An 18030-nucleotide genomic window follows, 5' to 3' on the forward strand; every position below is an offset into this window, starting at 1 on the left:
CACTTGTCCGCGCCAGCCTAACACTGTTAGATTCGCCGCCTAACAACGTTAGGCCAGAGCACAGTGCGCCAACCCATCGCGCGGGAAAACATCGTCGAGGCGGCCTTCCGGATCCTCGACGAGGCCGGTCTGGAGGGTATTACCCTGCGCAAGGTGGCCTGCTCGCTGGGCATCCGGGCGCCGTCGTTGTACTGGCACTTCAAAAGCAAACAGGCGCTGATCGACGCCATGGCCGACGCCATGATCTGCGACGTCGCCCGTGCGATCCCCGCCGGGCAGCCATGGCGGCAGACCCTGCTGCAGATCGGGCGCGAGTTCCGCCTGGCCTTCAAGGCCCGCCGCGATGGTGCACGGGTGTATGCCGGCACCTTCCTGGCCACCGAGAACGTGCTGCGGGTGGGTGAGGCCAGCATCGCCGCGCTGATGGGCGCCGGCGCGCCGGCACGCTTTGCCGCGACCACCCCGATGGACCTGGTGTACTACACGATGGGCTTCGTCATCGAGGAACAGTCCTGGCCCGGCGACGGCAGCATGGAGGCGCTGGGTGAGGCGTTCATGGCGCTGGCCGAGGCCCGCTTTCCCCATTGCTGGCAGGCCCGTGACGTGTGGAGCGAGGTCGATTTCGACGCCCGCTTCGAGCAGGGGCTGGGCCTGATGCTGGATGGCATCGCACTGCGCCTGTCCCGCGCATCCTGATTGCCCCATTCCTTTCTTTTCCCGCTGTTCCGACCCGGAAAGCCACTCCATGCGTGCACCCTCCTTCCGCAGTTTCTCCCTGATCCTGGTCGCTGCGCTGCTGTCCGCGTGTGGCGGCAAGGACGACAAGGCCTCCGCCGAGGCCGCGGCCGCCAGTTCGGCGCTGCCGGTCTCACTGGCGCCCGCGCAGCAGCAGACCATGGCGCGCACGGTACTGGTCTCCGGGCCGGTAACCGCCTATGAAGAAATGCAGCTGGGCGTGGAGATCAGCGGCCAGCGCGTCACCGCGTTGCTGGTGGATGTGGGGCAATGGGTCAAGCAGGGCCAGGTGTTGCTGCAGGTGGACCATCGCACGTTGGACAGCGAGCTGGCGCAGGCCGACGCCTCGTTGCGGCAGGCGCAGGCCTCGCAGGAGCTGGCCCGCATGAACTACGAACGCAGCGCCAAGCTGGCCGCCCAGCAGCTGATCAGCGAAAGCAGCCTGGATGAGCTGCGCGCCTCGCGCATCAATGCCGAAGCGCAGACCGCCACCGCACGTGCCGCGCGCGACGCGGCCAAGCTGCGCCGCGATTTCGCCGACCTGCGCGCACCGGCCGACGGCCTGATTTCCAAGCGTCTGGTGCAGCCGGGCCAGGTGGTTTCCGCCGGTACCGAACTGCTGCGCCTGATCCGCGACGGCCGCCTGGAGTGGCGCGCGGAACTGCCGGAGAACCAGCTGGCGGATGTCGCCGTGGGCAACACCGTGGAGCTGCCGTACGGCGGCCAGGTGGTCAGCGGCCGCATCCGCGCGGTCACCCCGGGTGTCGATGGGCAGACCCGCACCGGCACCATCTACGCCGACCTGCCCACGCCCGGCCCGCTCAAACAGGGCATCTATGTGGATGGCCGCATCGTCACCGGCGACGGCCCGGTGCTGACCATCCCGACCGCGGCGATCGTGCAGCGCGATGGCCACAACTACGTGTTCACCGTGAATGACAAACAGCAGGCCACCCGCCACCGCGTCAGCACCGGCCAGGCCGTCAAGGGCCGTACCGCGATCCTTGAAGGATTGAAGGCGGGCGATCAGGTGGTGGTGGATGGCGCCGGCTTCCTCGGTGAGGGCGACCGCGTGCGCGTGGTGGCCGATACCAAGGCCGCCGCCCGATGAACATCTCCGCCTGGGCGATCAACCGCCCCCTGCCTGCGCTGCTGATCTTCTTCGTGCTGTGCGTGGCCGGCCTGTGGGGTTTCCATCAGCTGCCGGTAGCGCGCTTCCCCGATATCGCCTTCCCGATGACCACCGTCACCGTCACCCAGCCGGGCGCCTCGCCCAGCCAGCTGGAGGCCGAGGTGACCCGTAAGGTCGAGGACTCGGTGGCGACGGTCAACAACGTCAAGCGCGTGATGTCCTCGGTCAGCGAAGGCGTCAGCACCACCACCATCGAGTTCCAGCTCGAGGCCGATCTGGCCACCGCGCTGGATGACACCCGCGACGCGGTCACCCGCATCCGCACCGACCTGCCGCAGGACATCCAGGAACCGGTGATCTCCAAGGTCGATATCGGCGGCTCGCTGATGACCTATGCGCTGGTCGCCCCGCACATGACCACGGATGAGGCCAGCTGGTTCGTCGACCGTGACATCTCGCGTGCGATGTACGGCGTGCCCGGTGTGGCGCGCGTCACCCGCGTGGGCGGCGTGCAGCGCCAGGTCCGGGTGGATCTGGATCCCAATGCGCTGATCGCGATGGGCATCACCGCCGGCGATGTTTCGCAGCAGCTGGCCCGCATCCAGGTCGAGCGTGCCGGCGGCAAGACCGAGGTTGAAGGCGCGCAGCAGACCATCCGCACGCTGGGTACTGTCGGTGACGCGCAGGCGTTGCGTGACTACTCCATTGCGCTGCCGGACGGGCGCGCGGTGCGGCTCTCCACGCTGGCCACGGTGACCGACGGCGCCGCTGACCCCACCGAGGCCGCCCTGCTGGATGGCAAGGGCGTGGTGGCCTTCTCGATGTCGCGTACGCGCGGCTCCAGCGAGGTCAAGGTGGAAGCCGGCGTGCATGACGCGCTGGACAAGATCAAGGCCGAGCATCCGGGCATCGACTTCCGCCTGGTCACCACGGCGATCGATGAGACTCACCGCTCCTACGATTCCTCGATGACCATGCTCTGGGAAGGCGCGCTGCTGGCGCTGCTGGTGGTGTGGCTGTTCCTGCGCGACTGGCGCGCGACGTGGGTGTCGGCGCTGGCGCTGCCGCTGTCGATCATTCCGACGTTCGCGGTGATGTACTTCTTCGGGTTCACCCTCAACATCATCACGCTGCTGGCGCTCTCCGTCGTGGTCGGCATCCTGGTGGACGATGCGATCGTGGAGATCGAGAACATCGTGCGCCACCTGCGCATGGGCAAGCCGCCGCTGGAAGCCGCGCGCGAGGCCGCCGGCGAGATCGGCAACGCGGTGATCGCCACCTCGCTGACCCTGGCTGCCGTGTTCGTGCCGGTCGCCTTCATGCCGGGCATCGCCGGCAAGTTCTTCCGCGAGTTCGGCTGGACCGCCGCCACTGCCGTGCTGTTCTCGCTGCTGGTGGCCCGCCTGCTCACCCCGATGATGGCCGCCTACCTGCTCAAGCCACATGGCGAGGAGAAGCCGGAATCCAAGCTGATGACGTGGTACCTGGGCTGGGTGGACGCCGCACTGCGCCATCGTGGCCGTACCCTGTGGATCGCCACCGGCCTGTTCGTGGCCTCGCTGGCGCTGGTGCCCTTCATCCCGGCCACCTTCATCCCGCAGTCCGACCTGGGCCGCAGCAACCTCAACCTCGAACTGCCGCCGGGTACCCGCCTGCAGGAGACCGTGGCGGTCGCCGAACGCGCGAGAGGCCTGCTCAAGGACATGCCCGAACTCAAGCAGGTCTACACCGCCGTCGGCAGCGTGCTGGACCTGGGCGACCCCGGTGCGACCGGCATCGGCGAACCGCGCAAGGCCACCCTGGTCCTTGATTGGGGCAACGCCGACGGACGGGACCGCGACCAGCGCGTGCTGGAGCGTGAGGCCCGCGAGCGCCTGGCCGACCTGCCCGGCGTGCGGGTCAGCTATGTCAGCTCCGAGCCCGGCAACCTGCTGCAGCTGGTGCTCTCCGGTGACGACCCGCAGCGCCTGCAGGATGCCGCCACTGCGCTGGAGCGCGACCTGCGCGGTATCCAGGGCCTGGGCAGCGTCACCTCCACGGCCTCGCTGCTGCGCCCGGAACTCCAGATCGTGCCGAACCCCGCCCGCGCCGCCGACCTGGGCGTGGCGACGGCCGATATCGCCGAGGCCGCCCGCATCGCCACGGCTGGCGATTACGAACAGCGACTGGCCAAGCTCAACCTGCCCGACCGGCAGGTGCCGATCCGGGTCGGCTTCGCCGAAGCCACGCTGGCCAATCCGGGCCTGATCAGCCAGCTGCGCGTGCCCGGCCGCAATGGCCCGGTACCGCTGGCGGCGGTCGCCGATATCCAGCAAGGCAGCGGCCCCTCGCAGATCTCGCGCTACCAGCGCCAGCGTAACGTGACGCTCACCGCCGAACTCAACGGCCGCCCACTGGGCGATGTGATGACCGAAGTGCAGGCGCTGCCGGGCGTCAAACAGCTGCCGCCGGGCGTGACCTTCCTCAACACCGGCGATGCGGAAGTGTTCGTCGAATTGTTCATCGGCTTCATGCTGGCGATGGCGGCCGGGTTGATCTGCATCTACATGGTGCTGTTGCTGCTGTTCAACCACGCGCTGATGCCGGTCACCATCCTCGCGGCGGTGCCACTGTCCGCCGGCGGTGCGTTCGGCGCGTTGCTGATCACCCAGAACATGCTCTCGCTGCCGGCGCTGATCGGCCTGCTGATGCTGATCGGCATCGCCACCAAGAACTCCATCCTGCTGGTGGACTACGCGGTGATGGCCGAAGACGAGCACGGCATGAGCCAACATGACGCGCTGATCGATGCCTGCCGCAAGCGTGCACAGCCGATCATCATGACCACCCTGGCGATGGGCGCGGGCATGATGCCGATCGCGCTGGGCTTTGCCGGCGATTCCAGCTTCCGTGCACCGATGGCGATCGCCGTGATCGGTGGCTTGATCACCTCCACGCTGCTGAGCCTGATCGTGATTCCAGCGGCCTTCACCGTGGTGGATGATGCGGGGGATTGGTTGTCTCGGAAGTTCCGGCGGCGGTCGTCGCATCCGGTGGGGAGTGGTGCGGAGTGAGGTGACTGGCTGCTTCGCCACAAACAAGTAAGCCCCGGCCTTGGCCGGGGCTTTTTGCTGCATCTGGTGTCCGGGGCAGAAAATTGAGCCTGCTGCCAAGCTGAAGCTGGCTGCATCACCTGCTGCATAGATACGGTTGCACTTCAAAATACAGCATGTACAGATGCGCCATTCGCCATCAAAGTCTCATCGACAAACTTATGGCAAGGCACTTACGAGCATGTCAACGGCGCAGCTCATCTGTGATGTCAGATAGAAATCTTTGCAACCCAACCGGATCGTCTTCTCCAGGGTCAAAATCCTCGATCATTCGATCCATGACACTGTTCAAACCATGAAGACGGTCGATTACCTCGCGCATGAAATCTCGCTCTGCCGCAAACAGTGTCACGTCCTGATCGAGGCGAACCACCCAGTTGAACGAGGACGAAAAAAGGTAGTGATCGCGCAGAAACCGCTCACCTTCCATCCAATACCGGCGCAGCGAGTCAAGATCGGGCTCCACGCTGCATTCTTCTTTGCCGGCAGCCAGGTCTTCAAAGACGCAATCCCTATTGCGCTAGATGAGCGGGACTGCCGTATATGCACATCCAACCAGGCATTCCAAACGTCTGTCGGGGCAAGATCCGCATAGCAATTTCTGTCAAATGCAATCCCCGCCCAGCCATTAGCAATAATCGGATTGTCTGGCGGTTGCGCATCCGACAGAACCGAGAGCAACTTCAGCTTCCGCAAACAACCAGTCATCATATCTAGTCCCACCCCCCCCCGTGATGAGTCTTCGTTTTGCTGGATGTTCCCGCCACGATTATCTAAAGACAAAGTGATAATGCAAGGGATAGGCATCTTAAGTGCCTGCCGCCCATCCGGATCAGTGAACCTGTAAGGATTGCCATTCGCATACCGATAGCGATTGAACTGATCAACCGGCTTCTGATAAGCCGTCACCGCGCCCACGCACGGGCAAGTTCACTGAAACCGCATGCAGCTAAGATGCGTTCGTCCTTGCCCTTCATTATCTTCAGAAATGCGCTATTCATCATTATCTGAAGAAGCAGGCTCAGCCCCAGATAACGATGCTACCGTCGGGCCCGTTCAGCTGCATGACCTCCGGCCCGGAGTATCCGTCGTCCGTCAAGTCGACGGTGAGAAATTTATCGCCCGAAAACGTCATGGTCATTTTGACGTCATCGACCAGGCAATCGACCAATTTCAATCGGAGCGACGCATGTGTCAGTGCGCCCATCCGCACGCCGCAGGAGAGCGTGTATCCGTTATAAATATGAAGCGACCATCCATCATCAGTTCCAACCCGAAGCTGCTCATCCTCGACGGTCAACGTTACATACTTGCCTTTTAGATGTTGAAAAGTGTCTGATCGATGCTCGTTCATGTGACGTTTCTCACGCTACTTGATTGGAAAATGCGACTTGGAATTGGGCAGGGTCTTTCCTGAATATGGATCAACACCTTGCTTACCTGCGTTCTCATATTTGATGTAGCCCGCCGGCGACAATACCCGCCCCCACGTTGCCTTGGCTAAAGCGCTGATCGCACTCGTCGCGATGTTGGCAATGTCCCATACGATCTCGACAATGCGACCGTCAGGGTCTTTGAACTTTTACAGATTGCCATTCGCATACCGATAGCGATTGAACTGATCAACCGGCTTCTGATAAGCCGTCACCGGATCAACCGACAGGAACATCCCTAGCTGCGGATCCATGTACCGCTGCTGCATGTAAACCAGACCTGTTGCCGAATCGCTCACATGCCCGGTGTAGCCAGGCCCATCCTTGACCTGCCCACCCAACTCGGCACCATACGGCTCAATCCGGCCGCGCTCGACAACGCTGCCTGTGCGATCCGTGACAGCGACCGGGCTGCCCAACGCATCCACATGCGTCCAGCTAACACCTGTCGAGCTGCGGGTCGCCAGCAGTCGACCACCTGCATAGATGTACTCCGAGGCGCCCTTTCCTCGTCGCTCTTCGTGCACCACCTTTCCGGCCAACGAATACATCGCGCGCAGGCGTTGCCCCTGGGCATCGTGCGCCACCGCACTCCGCCTATAGGAATTGTAGGCCTAGCGCTCCGCCTCCTCCTTCACTTCACGCAGCCTATTGCCAAAGTTGAAGTCGGACTTCCGCCCATTGCGTAGCTGGAGATGGCCTTGAACATCCCAGGCCAGTCCAGTCACTAGACTTGCCTGGAACACCTGCCCTACGTGCTTGGACCGGAATACAGGACAACGCCATGCACACGCAAGTTCGGATGCACCTCGCATTCCTTGCTTTCATCGTGGAAACACGCTTGTGGAAGCCCAGCCATGTCCATCTCGAAGACCACTCTGGAGCGGTTGACGAAGTTCGCATAGCGCCTGCCGTCTTCATTTCCCGTGACAAGACGACCGTCCGGATAGGCAGCCTTCAGCGCCAACAACGTGGAGCCAACACCAACTCCCTTCTCATCTAACAATCCCTCGGAGATGGTCCGCAGCTTCTCTATCCTGCCTTGGTCGAACCAGCATTCGACAACCAGACCGTCGGGTAACGAGACATCCATGACTATGTACTCGTCTCCTTCCTGCATAACCGAACGTTTAATGATGGGATTGCCGGCTGCGAAAAGCTGGTCCTTGGTCATCCCAATACGCAGGCCCGCAAGGGAGCCACTGCTGGCATCAATGCCTGCCACCAAGGGGACAGCTTCAGTAGGCGTCTGCTTGGCCAGATCCCTTACGTCGGAGGGAGCAGGGCTGCATGCCACTAGCATCATGAGCCAAGCTCCGCCGGAGATGATCTTCATTTTTTGGGTTTCCAGTCAGTGAAACGTCCCTGCGTTCCATCCTGCTTAAGATCCACATGAACGCCGCGGCCATCAGTATATTGATTGACCCGGTTGAATTCGCCGGAACCATGGGCCGCATCAGCGGTCCGCTTAGCTGTGCTCCCATTGATCCGTGCGTCTGCCGCGTTGTCCTGTAAGTGCTGGCTCCGACTAGCGCCACCCACCGTTCGGTTTTGCTCCACCGTTCTTCGGCCACTAGTCGCTTCGACATTCTTGCCGGATTTATCACTGAAGTTGAGCAGTTTGGTCGTCACTTCAGATCCGGCAAAGGCCGGGTCCACAACTGATAGCCCATTGCTGCTTTCTCCAATCGCCTGGCGACTAAAGGCGAGTCTAGGGGATTGATGCCGCACTTTGCTGCATTCGCTCTTGCAAACTAAAGCTCCAAGCTTCATGTCTTCGAGCTATTTGGTCAGGGTCCGACCCTGCTCAGTCATAAGTGCTCTGGAAGCCAGGCTTCCGAATGCGCCCCTCAACACCCATACGGATGCAAACCTTCCGCAACGAGCAGCATTGATGCTTGCGACGATCGGCTCGCAACGAATCCCTCACCAATCAATGAGTTCCACGCCGCCCCAAACAAAAAGCCCCGACCAAGGCCGGGGCTTTCTGCTGTATCTGGTGCCGGAAATAGGAATCGAACCTACGACCTACCACATGCGCACCAGGTACAAAGCGTACCTAGGCTCGTTCAAGGTTGATCTCGAATATTTCGCCATCTTCAATGTACAGCACGACATTTCTGTCGGAAGCCAAGCGAATGTCAAGGATCCAGACCTGGGGAGCACCTTCCAAAGCCTCGCATAACCCTGCGGTAGAAATGCGAGAACCTTGTTCAGAGAGCTTTTCTCTTAGTACATCGAGCGACGGAGCTTTCAATTCTCCAGATGGAACATCCAAGGAGGACAGCTCCCAGATATCCTCCGGGCTGAAGTGCCCTCTGAGCACCTGGCTGACTTTTGATCCGGTTATCGGAAAACCCCATTCGTCAGTATTCATCGCGATCAGCCTCCATTGAGTGGCCGGGCCTTCGCCCGGGATGGTGTCCCACCAGTACCGTTAGACTCGTAAGGATGCTCATGGGGACTTGTATGGCTTCCAGGTCTCCCATGGTCAGTAAAGTCGATTGTCTTGACCGGCCTGCCCTGCCCATCGAACTCACGGGCCTGGTCATACTTTCCGTTTCTGCCTTCTTTCTGTCCCAATTGAGTATGGGGCCCGCCCGCATCAGGATCAGGCGCTGGCTCGCCACTAGGCTTGGTTGGCAGCGCTCGATCAGGAAATCGATTCCCCGAGGCGCCCTCAGACGCTATCGATCCATCGCCCTGAAGAGCTGGTTGCTGCGGGGTCGACTCGGACTTCTGGAACACCCCCCTTACAGCGCTTTCCAATTTATTGCCGAGATCTGCACGCTGTTCTGAACTTGTCGTAGCGTAATAGGTGGTTGCGACTACGATCGGGATAACCACGATAGGGATGAGAAGCGTGGCACTCTGCCCGTCTGGATCCGTGAACTTGTAAGGGTTCGAGTTCGCATACCGGTATCGGTTGAACTGACCCACCGGCTGCTCATACGCCGTCACAGGGTCGATCGAGAGGAACATCCCCAGCTGCGGATCCATGTACCGCTGCTGCATCTGGCTTAGTCCAGTAGCAGCATCACTCACATGCCCCGTATACCCCGGGCCATCAGCAACCGGCGCACCTACGACAGCGCCATAAGGCTCGTAACTGATGCGCTCGATCACTTTGCCGCTCGCATCGCTCTTGGCTACTACCGAGCCCAAGGCATCGGTATGGATGTAGGTGACCGTTTGTCCCTGCGCCTGTAGCGACGCTATTGCGAGCCCACACAGAACCAGCGCCGTCAGGCCAGTCAGCCTCAGCAGCCGGTGCAATATCCCTCCCCGCATCATGGGATCACCTCGCCCGGCTTACGTGGCGGCTGTCCCGGATCGCCGTCGCCCGGGTGTGGCTCTTGTTCGAACGTGCCGGTATAGGGCTGCGACCACCCCGAACAGCCTGCTGCGTTGCACGCGCGCACGATGTAGCTGGGCGCACAATAGCTGGCCGAGTACATCGGCGATGTCACCGATGTCGCCGACCCCGAATAGAGCAGCCTGAGCCCACCAGGCGCGCTCAGCTCGTATCGATCTGCATATGGCGATGACGACCAGCTGACCGTGCACAGGGAGTACTCGCTGTTATGCGGCCCCGCGTAGTAGTTGCGTTGATGCGCGTAGCCCACATTCGTGCCGCGGGGCGGCTTCAGGACCGTCACTACCTTGGTAGCTGAGTAATTTCCGCAGCCAGAACCGTTGCACGCCTTTACCCGATAACCGTACTTGCCGGAGGTGGCAGGATCGCGGGCGATACTTGTGGCGGCCGTGTCCTGCTGCGCGCTCCACGCCCCACCGTCGATGTTCTGTTCCAGCACATAGGTGCCTGCGGTGGCTACAGTGGTCCAACTAACCGTATAGGCAGCACTGGTGCCGGTCGGAGCGGTAAGGGTCGGCGTGCCACTCGGCTTCAGCAGTACTGTGGTGGCCGCCGTCGGCGACCAGGTGCCACAACCGCCATCATTGCAGGCCTTTACTCGATATCCGTAGGTGCCATTTCCCTTACCACTGAAGGCAATGCTGCGCTCGTTCGTAGACTTCACTGACGACCAAGCGCCCCCGTTTGACTGCTGCTCGATCAAGTAGCTGGTTGCCGTCCCTACACTCGCCCAAGAGAGCGTATAGGCGCCGTTGGTGCTGCTTCCCGGAAGAGTCAGAGAGGGCGCACTGCTGGGCGGCAGAGTTACCACCGTGGAGACGGATGCCGAGTAGCTACTGCATCCACTGGTATTGCATGCCTTCGCACGGTAGCCATAGGTGGCCGAACCACGACCGGTGGTGGCCCAGCTCAAGCCGGCGGAGGTTTGCGCGCTTTTCCACGCAGCCCCATTAACACTTTCCTCCAGCTGATACGACGTTGCCGTAGACACAACGGGCCATGTAACCATCCATGCCCCGGTATTGTTAGTCGCTGGCGTCGTGAGGATTGGCCCAACCGGAGCACGCAGTACTGTAGTTGTTTTTTCCGCCGACCAGCCGCTGCAACCACTGCTGTTGCAGGCGCGCACGCGGTAGCCATAGGCGCCATTGCCCCTGCCTGTGGCAGCGTAAAGGGTGGCCGCCTCCGATTGCAGCTGAATCCAGCTTTCACCGTTGATCCTTTCCTCGAGTACATACTCTACCGAACCCGGGACGGCATTCCAGGTGACCTGGTATTCGCCGCTCCCGTTGTTGGTGGGCAAAGAGATTGCCGGAGCCGCCGCGGGCGGCAGCAGCACAATCGTAGTCACGGTGTTCGACCAAGGGCTGCAGCCGGCCGCATTGCAAGCACGAACCTGATACCCGTGACTTCCCGTCTGCTTGCCGGAAACCGCGAGCGACTCTACCGTCGTCGCCGAGATGTTGGTCCAGGCTCCGTCCCCCAGGCGCTCCTGCGGTTCGTAGCGTGTGCTGCCCGCCACTGTCGACCAGCTCACCGTATACGCACCCGTACCGCTATTGGTCGGTGCCGTGATGGCAGGCGCGGAGGCAGAAGGGTAGATAACAGTCATCGCGTGCTCTACTGACCAGCCGCTGCAGCCGGAGGCATTGCATGCCCGCCCCCGGTACGCATATGCACCAGCCGCGCGACCAGTCAATGAAACGCTGGTGCTACTGGCGCCATGAACGGATCTCCATGCAGCTGAGCCCGCACGCTCCTCGATATCGTAACGCGTGGCGCCGGCAACGGCCGCCCACGAGACCGTGTAGCTTCCGTTGAGACCCGCCGCAGGTACAACCAGCGCGGGCGCACTTGACGGTATCGGTAGAACTTGAACCACCAGAGCAATGCTCCAGCCGCCGCAGGTTGAACCCTGACAAGCCCGGACTCTATAGGAGCGGGCCCCAGTGGAAGCGCCCGTCACGGTGTAGGAGGCAGCCGGACCGCTGTAAACCGCTGTCCATGAGGCACCTCCGTTGATGGAGCCATGCAGCTCGTAGCGACTTGCATTGCCAACGCTGGTCCAAGCCGCTGTGTAGGTGCCGGTAGCTACAGTGGCTGGGCCACTTAGAGAGGGAGTCCCAAGGACCACCAGACTCTCCAACTCGGCGACCAAACTTCCGCCAAGACTGATGTACTCCAGCTCTTTCCCGGTTCGCTTGTTGTGCTGGCGACGCAGCACGCCATCATTTCCGTAGAAGGAAAGAATGTCGCCCAATGCTGCACTGTAGCTGCCAACGCGGCGACCTTGCGCATCGTAGGCGTAGCTCTCTCGACCCGCACCGTCCCTCAGACGATTGCCGTAGTCGAAACTGAAAACATCGCCGTTCTTTTTTGCCAAATTTCCCTGCGCATCATAGGCGATACCGATGACGGCACTCCCGTCATCCAGATTCACCGTCGTCATTCGATTACGTGCGTCATACCAGTAATTGTGCTGCTTTACACCACCGAGTTTGGCGCTGCGAATGTTGTCCAGTACGTCGTAGGTGTATCGGTACGTACCATCCCCACCGAACGACGAAGACTTCGCATAAGTCAGGCGATCCATGACCCAAGAGCTCGCGCACAGTGTTCAGGTCTACCCCTGCCCGCACCAAGCGCGATGCAAAGTGATGCCGGAGGTCATGGAACCGGAACTGTTCGATGCGGGTGTCAGTGATCAGCTTGCCCCACCCTTTTTTGATGTCGCTCACCTCGAATACCTTGCCCGCGCGTCGCTCGCCCGCTTGACCGGCCCAACGCTGCAGGACTTCCATGGCTTCGACGTTCAGAGGGATGTGACGCTGCCTGCCGGACTTGGCGTTCTCCGCCTGGATGGTGAGCATCTTTGCTTCCCAGTTGATGTCGGCCCATGTCATCGACAGCAGCTCACCCCGTCTCATACCGGTGTTCATGGCTGTAAGAACCACGGGCGTTAGGTGATCGACATACCCGTCCATCGGCAAATCAGGCAGAACTGCTTGCCGGTACTTACGTCGGGCCGCATTAGCGTTCGCCCTGCCCTCAACCCCGGCTAGATCGCGCGCTGCGAGCGCGGCCCGGAGCATCGCCTCTTCGTCCGGGGACAGGAACCGAACCACCTTGCGGCTAGCTGCTGATCGTTGACGCATGCCCATGAGGGGATTGGTCTCGATCAACTTCCACTCCACAGCCCGCGACAAGGCAGACCGCAGGCAAGCAAAGTCGCGCGCTGCGGTAGCCTTGGTGACGGCATCGGGGCCAGTGACACGCCCGCGCCACCATCGCTCCATTGTGGGCACGTCGATTTCGATGATCTGACGACGCAGCAACCACGGAAACACGGATCGGATGCGATCCGGGTACTGGCGACCACCCTTGAGTTCGGCAACCGCCCAAGGCTCGAAATGCTCGTTGAGGAGCGTTTCGAGCGTGCAACTAGTGGGCTTGGATTTTGCGAGCGTCGGCAATCCGGACTGAACGTATTCAGCGACTGCTTGCCGGGCTTGATCGCGGGCTTGATCAAGTGACAGATGCTCGACCGACCCCAAGGTACGACGCTTACCGTGCGCCCAAGTCACGATCCAAGCCTTGTGCCCAGAGGGCTGCACGCGCAGGATCAGGCCGCGAACCTGGGCATCCCTAAGCTCATAGGGGCGATCCCGGGGCTCCGACGTAAGGACGATGCGCTTGGTGAGGACGGATGACATCGGGCGGAGGGTCCGTAAGTGGCGATAAGGCCAACTTAGGACAGGATGCGAGGCGATGTTTGGATGCGGAGCGTCCGCAGCGCTCTACTCCTCCAAATAACGAGTTTAAGCTCACTCATTCATCAGACCTGTGCCTGAGTCCGGCCCGATAAAATCAATCAACGCTTCGATTTCCAGCCCACGCTCATTAGGTTCATCGTCCAATTTCAGGCCAGTATCGGAGAGCTCTCGAACAAGCGCATCAACCAACCACTCCCGATCATTGCCATCGAATAAACACTCGTCGCCCTCCAGCTTCTCAAATGACAGATCACGGCCATTTTTGGCGCAAATCTCCACAAGCAGCATGCGCAAATGCAACGGCACCTTTCCACTCATTTCACTTCACCTTTGGGTCTCTCACACCATTACTATTTCGTGGAATTGTAGTTATCACTTTTCCATCACCGTTCAGAACAACCTTGGCATCCCTCCCCGTGTATACCGTCTTGCCTCCGGCCTGCTCCGCTACCTTTAAGGGCTCTCTAACTGCCGACAAAATTGCTTTTGGAGATACACCCCTGCCGCCATCACGTGAAATCGCCTGATTCAGACCGTGCTTGGTGTATCCCGTTATCCTCCCAGCAACTGCGCCGGTCCCTGTCACTCCCGCAGCGCCAGCCCCGATTTCGGTCGCGGTAGCTACAGCAGCAGGATTGGCTAGCGCTGCCATGCCCACCTCAACTACCACGGGGGCAAGCATTACACCTGTTACGGCAATCGCAAAGGGCTGTAACGGCTTGTACACATCGCCATTGCCAGCCTCCATGTCCTTACGATGCTGTTCGACAAAACGCTCTGCTGCTTGTCGCCCATCCGGATCAGTAAAGCGATACGGATTGCCGTTCGCATACCGATACCGATTGAACTGCCCCACCGGCTGCTCATACGCAGCCACCGGATCAACAGACAGGAACACACCCAACTGCGGATCCATGTACCGCTGCTGCATGTAACTCAGCCCAGTAGCTGCATCGCTCACATGCCCTGTGTACCCCGGTCCATCCGTGACCTGACCGCCTACCACGGCACCGTAGGGCTCGTAGTCATAGCGCTTGATCACGTTGCCGTTGGCATCGCTCTCGGCCACTACCGAGCCCAAGGCGTCGGTATGGATGTAGGTGACCGTCGTCTGGGCGATTGCGGATGGTGGCATGCCAAGGCCAATCAGCAACACACAGAACATCCAGGCGCCTACCGCACCCAGCTTCCGAATTCGATCCTCAAATCCCCTGAAGCGGGTCGACACACCGCCTGCAATTTCCCCGAACCTGTGCATCCTTCCAATCCCTGAAAGAGCCTTGAAGCAAGGCTGGGTATTGATAGCACAGGAATGATCCGCCATGAATCCAACGGGGCGATTGAGGCCAACCACTCCATCCTGACGTGAGCAACGCCCTTGCCGCTAAGCGCCAGCGAAGCCGGATCGGATCGAGGTGCCGATGTCAGTCCGGGGTGCGTTGAACGGACCTGAGGTTGCCGGCCAGCGGCCGGCACTACCACCAAGCGAGCCACAAACAAAAAGCCCCGACCGAGGCCGGGGCTTTTTGCTGTATCTGGTGCCGGAAATAGGAATCGAACCTACGACCTACGCATTACGAATGCGCCGCTCTACCAACTGAGCTATTCCGGCGAGGTCGTGAATTCTAGGGGGTGCAGGCCACTTTGGTCAATCAGGGAAGCGCGCGCGCCGCCGAACCGCCGCGCGCCAACGAGCCCGCCCGACGTGCTCCAGCAGCACCAAGCCTTGACGCACCAGCCCCTACAGTGGATTCCCCACCTTCGGAGGCATCCCATGCGCCCCTGCCCCCGCTTGGCCGGTCTGCTGCTGTCATCCCTGTTGTTCAGTGTCCCCGCGCTGGCACAAGGCACGGCGCCGATGCCGCAGACGCCGGACCAGCAGTGGCAGCCGCTCTTCCAGCAGGTCCAGGGCGCACACCTGTTCAAGGATCAGAAGACCTTCGCGGATGCAGTGCCCCACCAGCCCAGCGCTGCCCTCCTCACCCAGTGGCAGCGCGCCAGGACTGGGCCCGGATTCGACCTGGCAGCCTTCGTGGCCGAGCACTTCGCGGTGCCCGGTGACACCCAGCCCTACGTGCCACCAGCGGGGGAGACGCTGCGCGCGCACATCGAGGGGCTGTGGCCCGTGCTGACCCGCAACACCGACACGGTGGATCCGAACGGCTCGCTGCTGCCGCTGCCCAGGCCCTACGTCGTGCCCGGCGGGCGCTTCCGCGAGGTGTATTACTGGGACAGCTATTTCACGCTGCTCGGGCTGGCCTCCAGTGGCCGCTGGCAGCAGGTGCGCGACATGGTGGACAACTTCGCGTTCCAGCTCGACAGCTACGGCCATGTTCCCAACGGCAACCGCAGCTACTACCTCAGCCGCTCGCAGCCGCCCTTCTTCAGCCTGATGGTGGATCTACTCGCCACCCACGAAGGCGATGATGCCTACCGCCGTTACCTGCCGCAGCTGCGCATCGAGCATGCATTCTGGATGCGCGGCGCGGAAACGCTGGCGGCGGGGGAGGCGCGCGAACGCGTCGTGCGACTGGCGGACGGGCAACTGCTCAATCGTTACTGGGACGACCGCGCGGTGCCACGCACCGAGTCCTGGATGGACGATGTGGCCACCGCCGCGCAGGCGCCGCAGCGCGCGCCTTCGCAGGTGTATCGCGACCTGCGCGCCGGTGCGGAATCGGGCTGGGATTTCAGCTCACGCTGGCTCACGGAGCCGTCTGCACTGGCGAGCATCCACACCACGGCGATCGTGCCGGTGGATCTGAACAGCCTGCTGTTCCATCTGGAAACGACCGTAGCCCGCGCCAGCAAAGCAGCCGGTGATCGCGCCGCTGTACGCACCTTCACCCAGCTGGCGAAGGCACGTCAGCACGCCATCAACCAACTGCTCTGGGATGACAAGCACGGCTGGTACGTGGACCGCGACCTGGAGCGCGGCCAGACCCGCCCTGCCCTGACCGCGGCGGCGCTGTTTCCCTTGTGGCTGGACGTCGCCGGGCGCACGCAGGCACGCCGTACCGCCCAGGCAGTCGATTCGCAGCTGCTCCGCGATGGCGGGCTGCTGACCACCACCGTGGCCACCGGTCAGCAATGGGATGCCCCGAATGGCTGGGCACCGTTGCAGTGGGTCGCGGTGGACGGGTTGCAGCGCTATGGGCAGGACACCCTCGCCCGCCGGATCGGCACGCGCTTCCTGCGCACCGTGCAGACGGTGTATGACCGCGAGGGCAAGCTGGTGGAGAAGTACGTGGTGGACGGTTCGGCCACCGGCGGAGGCGGCGGCGAGTACCCGCTGCAGGATGGCTTCGGCTGGAGCAACGGAGTCACGTTGGCGCTGCTGGATCGGCTGTGTGCGCCGAAGCGAGCGTGCGAGAGCGCCCAGGATGTGGAAGTCGCGGACTGAGCTGGCGACCTCTTGACTGCGCACGTTTTTTCGACGTTCACTCCCTGCTCCCTGCCGGAGAGCGCTGTGGCAGATGCAGATTCACCCTCGCATCCACGGGCGCTCCTTAGCTTGAGCGTATCTCAACGTGTGCGACACCTACACGGGATCCTTGCGTCTACATCTGGTGCCGTTTCGCCTACGTCACACACTTGAACACGGAAGCCTACTGCGGGCTAAGGTTTTTCGCTGACGAGCCGTTAGCAGTTCTGTTTATCCTCAACCATGAAAGGAAGCATCAAATGAATCGTCGAGAGAGGGATCTCGTGAGCCTCTTCAATACGCTGTGGTTCCGCGACTTTCCAATAACTCCCGTGCACACCGATTTCGGGCGGCGGGCAGTGTGGACGACGCACATTGCATCAGTGATAAAGCAGGCGGCTGATCTGCTGGGCTACTTCACTTGCTTTGAAACAGGCAATCGAACGGATGCAGTGATCCAGACCGCAAAGCGTCGAAGCTGGGCCAAGATTGAGTGGGAATGGATCCAACCGCGCTTTGAGGCGCGCGTCAATGAGATCCAGAAGCTGAGCGATGCCTCGAAGCTAGACCCGGAGGCACTGTCCGTCTACATCGGCTATAGCGACATCCGTCACCATGATGCGAATCTGGAGAGCATCCAGCGTCAGTGGACGTCCAGCGGGCAACTCATCGCATTCGTCATCCAGTTCGAGATCAGAGGCCGAACTCGACACTTCACGCAGTTGCGCACTTATGCGTTCCGCGGTGGCGAATTCAGATTACTGAGAAAGCAGGAGGCCCTTCCTTGGAATGTCAAGGATACCCGCTGGCAATTGGTCGCCACTGCGGCGCGGCTGGAAGATAGTGGTGCAGCAGAGCTGGGAGACGGTGACGACGAATGATATTGGCGGGGGGAGGTCAGCATTGCTGTCCTCCCCCTCCTCTCCAACATTGCCGTGCCCTTCGATTGGATGCGCCAATGGGCACCAGGATCTTGCCGGGCAAGCTGGATCTGCCAGAACCGGAACCGTTTCAGCCGCTACTGAAGTCCATTGCTGGAAACGCGCCCGACGCTGAAGACCCATC

General features: G+C 61.4%; 15 protein-coding genes and 1 tRNA gene. 5 read left to right on the forward strand and 11 right to left on the reverse strand.

The window, feature by feature from the left end:
- The first annotated feature begins 63 nt into the window (after nucleotides 1-63).
- The 3 genes from ABE422_RS14540 to ABE422_RS14550 are packed head-to-tail and all read left to right on the forward strand — an operon-like array spanning nucleotide 64 to nucleotide 4920.
- Nucleotides 64-696: a TetR/AcrR family transcriptional regulator C-terminal domain-containing protein gene (locus ABE422_RS14540; RefSeq protein WP_346483221.1), complete on the forward strand. Its 633-nt coding sequence runs from the start codon at nucleotides 64-66 to the stop codon at nucleotides 694-696.
- Nucleotides 697-745: 49 nt separating this feature from the next.
- Nucleotides 746-1846, forward strand: a complete 1101-nt coding sequence (locus ABE422_RS14545; RefSeq protein ID WP_346483222.1) for an efflux RND transporter periplasmic adaptor subunit — start codon at nucleotides 746-748, stop codon at nucleotides 1844-1846.
- Nucleotides 1843-4920: an efflux RND transporter permease subunit gene (locus ABE422_RS14550; protein WP_346483223.1), complete on the forward strand. Its 3078-nt coding sequence runs from the start codon at nucleotides 1843-1845 to the stop codon at nucleotides 4918-4920. The genes ABE422_RS14545 and ABE422_RS14550 overlap by 4 nt, the downstream gene beginning before the upstream one ends.
- A 223-nt stretch (nucleotides 4921-5143) precedes the next feature.
- On the opposite strand, the gene ABE422_RS14555 is transcribed toward ABE422_RS14550, so the two are convergent.
- From ABE422_RS14555 to ABE422_RS14605, 11 genes are all read right to left on the reverse strand, one after another.
- Complete coding sequence (locus tag ABE422_RS14555) at nucleotides 5144-5425, reverse strand: hypothetical protein (RefSeq protein WP_313211093.1); 282 nt, start codon at nucleotides 5423-5425, stop codon at nucleotides 5144-5146.
- Nucleotides 5426-5980: 555 nt separating this feature from the next.
- Complete coding sequence (locus ABE422_RS14560) at nucleotides 5981-6313, reverse strand: hypothetical protein (RefSeq protein ID WP_346483224.1); 333 nt, start codon at nucleotides 6311-6313, stop codon at nucleotides 5981-5983.
- Nucleotides 6314-6541: 228 nt separating this feature from the next.
- Entirely contained in the window at nucleotides 6542-6979 is a 438-nt protein-coding gene (locus tag ABE422_RS14565; RefSeq protein WP_313211091.1) for an RHS repeat-associated core domain-containing protein, read from the reverse strand.
- 164 nt (nucleotides 6980-7143) lie between these two features.
- Nucleotides 7144-7728, reverse strand: a complete 585-nt coding sequence (locus tag ABE422_RS14570) for a hypothetical protein (protein WP_346483225.1) — start codon at nucleotides 7726-7728, stop codon at nucleotides 7144-7146.
- Complete coding sequence (locus ABE422_RS14575; RefSeq protein ID WP_346481925.1) at nucleotides 7725-8165, reverse strand: D-Ala-D-Ala carboxypeptidase family metallohydrolase; 441 nt, start codon at nucleotides 8163-8165, stop codon at nucleotides 7725-7727. Before ABE422_RS14575 ends, ABE422_RS14570 begins: the two co-directional genes overlap by 4 nt.
- Before the next feature lie 286 nt (nucleotides 8166-8451).
- Nucleotides 8452-8769 (reverse strand): hypothetical protein, encoded by a 318-nt coding sequence (locus ABE422_RS14580; RefSeq protein ID WP_137188916.1) that lies wholly within the window; start codon nucleotides 8767-8769, stop codon nucleotides 8452-8454.
- Nucleotides 8770-8774: 5 nt separating this feature from the next.
- Complete coding sequence (locus ABE422_RS14585; RefSeq protein WP_346466355.1) at nucleotides 8775-9668, reverse strand: RHS repeat-associated core domain-containing protein; 894 nt, start codon at nucleotides 9666-9668, stop codon at nucleotides 8775-8777.
- Nucleotides 9669-12230: 2562 nt separating this feature from the next.
- Nucleotides 12231-13481, reverse strand: a complete 1251-nt coding sequence (locus ABE422_RS14590) for a site-specific integrase (RefSeq protein WP_346483226.1) — start codon at nucleotides 13479-13481, stop codon at nucleotides 12231-12233.
- 111 nt (nucleotides 13482-13592) lie between these two features.
- Nucleotides 13593-13859, reverse strand: coding sequence for a hypothetical protein (locus tag ABE422_RS14595; RefSeq protein ID WP_346466349.1), 267 nt, complete (start codon nucleotides 13857-13859; stop codon nucleotides 13593-13595).
- Nucleotide 13860: 1 nt separating this feature from the next.
- The gene (locus ABE422_RS14600; protein ID WP_346466348.1) at nucleotides 13861-14865 is read right to left on the reverse strand and encodes an RHS repeat-associated core domain-containing protein; all 1005 of its coding nucleotides are present in this window, start codon (nucleotides 14863-14865) and stop codon (nucleotides 13861-13863) included.
- 212 nt (nucleotides 14866-15077) lie between these two features.
- A tRNA-Thr gene (locus tag ABE422_RS14605) sits at nucleotides 15078-15153 on the reverse strand.
- Between the two features lie 162 nt (nucleotides 15154-15315).
- Between ABE422_RS14605 and treA the strand changes: the two genes are divergently transcribed.
- Together treA and ABE422_RS14615 are read left to right on the forward strand one after the other, a co-directional pair.
- Nucleotides 15316-16944, forward strand: coding sequence for an alpha,alpha-trehalase TreA (gene treA, locus ABE422_RS14610; RefSeq protein ID WP_346466347.1), 1629 nt, complete (start codon nucleotides 15316-15318; stop codon nucleotides 16942-16944).
- Nucleotides 16945-17225: 281 nt separating this feature from the next.
- Complete coding sequence (locus ABE422_RS14615) at nucleotides 17226-17846, forward strand: hypothetical protein (protein ID WP_346466346.1); 621 nt, start codon at nucleotides 17226-17228, stop codon at nucleotides 17844-17846.
- The last annotated feature ends 184 nt before the right edge of the window (nucleotides 17847-18030 follow it).

Origin of the sequence: Stenotrophomonas sp. TWI1151 (assembly GCF_039673135.1) — a bacterium.
Lineage (GTDB): Bacteria > Pseudomonadota > Gammaproteobacteria > Xanthomonadales > Xanthomonadaceae > Stenotrophomonas.

Excerpts from the sequence above, each read along its gene's own strand:
- ABE422_RS14615 (WP_346466346.1), top strand. The coding sequence starts at position 17,226 with ATGAATCGTCGAGAGAGGGATCTCGTGAGCCTCTTCAATACGCTGTGG.
- ABE422_RS14550 (WP_346483223.1), top strand. The coding sequence starts at position 1,843 with ATGAACATCTCCGCCTGGGCGATCAACCGCCCCCTGCCTGCGCTGCTG.
- ABE422_RS14545 (WP_346483222.1), top strand. The coding sequence starts at position 746 with ATGCGTGCACCCTCCTTCCGCAGTTTCTCCCTGATCCTGGTCGCTGCG.
- ABE422_RS14575 (WP_346481925.1), bottom strand. The coding sequence starts at position 8,165 with ATGAAGCTTGGAGCTTTAGTTTGCAAGAGCGAATGCAGCAAAGTGCGG.
- ABE422_RS14570 (WP_346483225.1), bottom strand. The coding sequence starts at position 7,728 with ATGAAGATCATCTCCGGCGGAGCTTGGCTCATGATGCTAGTGGCATGC.
- ABE422_RS14560 (WP_346483224.1), bottom strand. The coding sequence starts at position 6,313 with ATGAACGAGCATCGATCAGACACTTTTCAACATCTAAAAGGCAAGTAT.
- ABE422_RS14595 (WP_346466349.1), bottom strand. The coding sequence starts at position 13,859 with ATGAGTGGAAAGGTGCCGTTGCATTTGCGCATGCTGCTTGTGGAGATT.
- ABE422_RS14580 (WP_137188916.1), bottom strand. The coding sequence starts at position 8,769 with ATGAATACTGACGAATGGGGTTTTCCGATAACCGGATCAAAAGTCAGC.
- treA (WP_346466347.1), top strand. The coding sequence starts at position 15,316 with ATGCGCCCCTGCCCCCGCTTGGCCGGTCTGCTGCTGTCATCCCTGTTG.
- ABE422_RS14590 (WP_346483226.1), bottom strand. The coding sequence starts at position 13,481 with ATGTCATCCGTCCTCACCAAGCGCATCGTCCTTACGTCGGAGCCCCGG.
- ABE422_RS14600 (WP_346466348.1), bottom strand. The coding sequence starts at position 14,865 with ATGGCGGATCATTCCTGTGCTATCAATACCCAGCCTTGCTTCAAGGCT.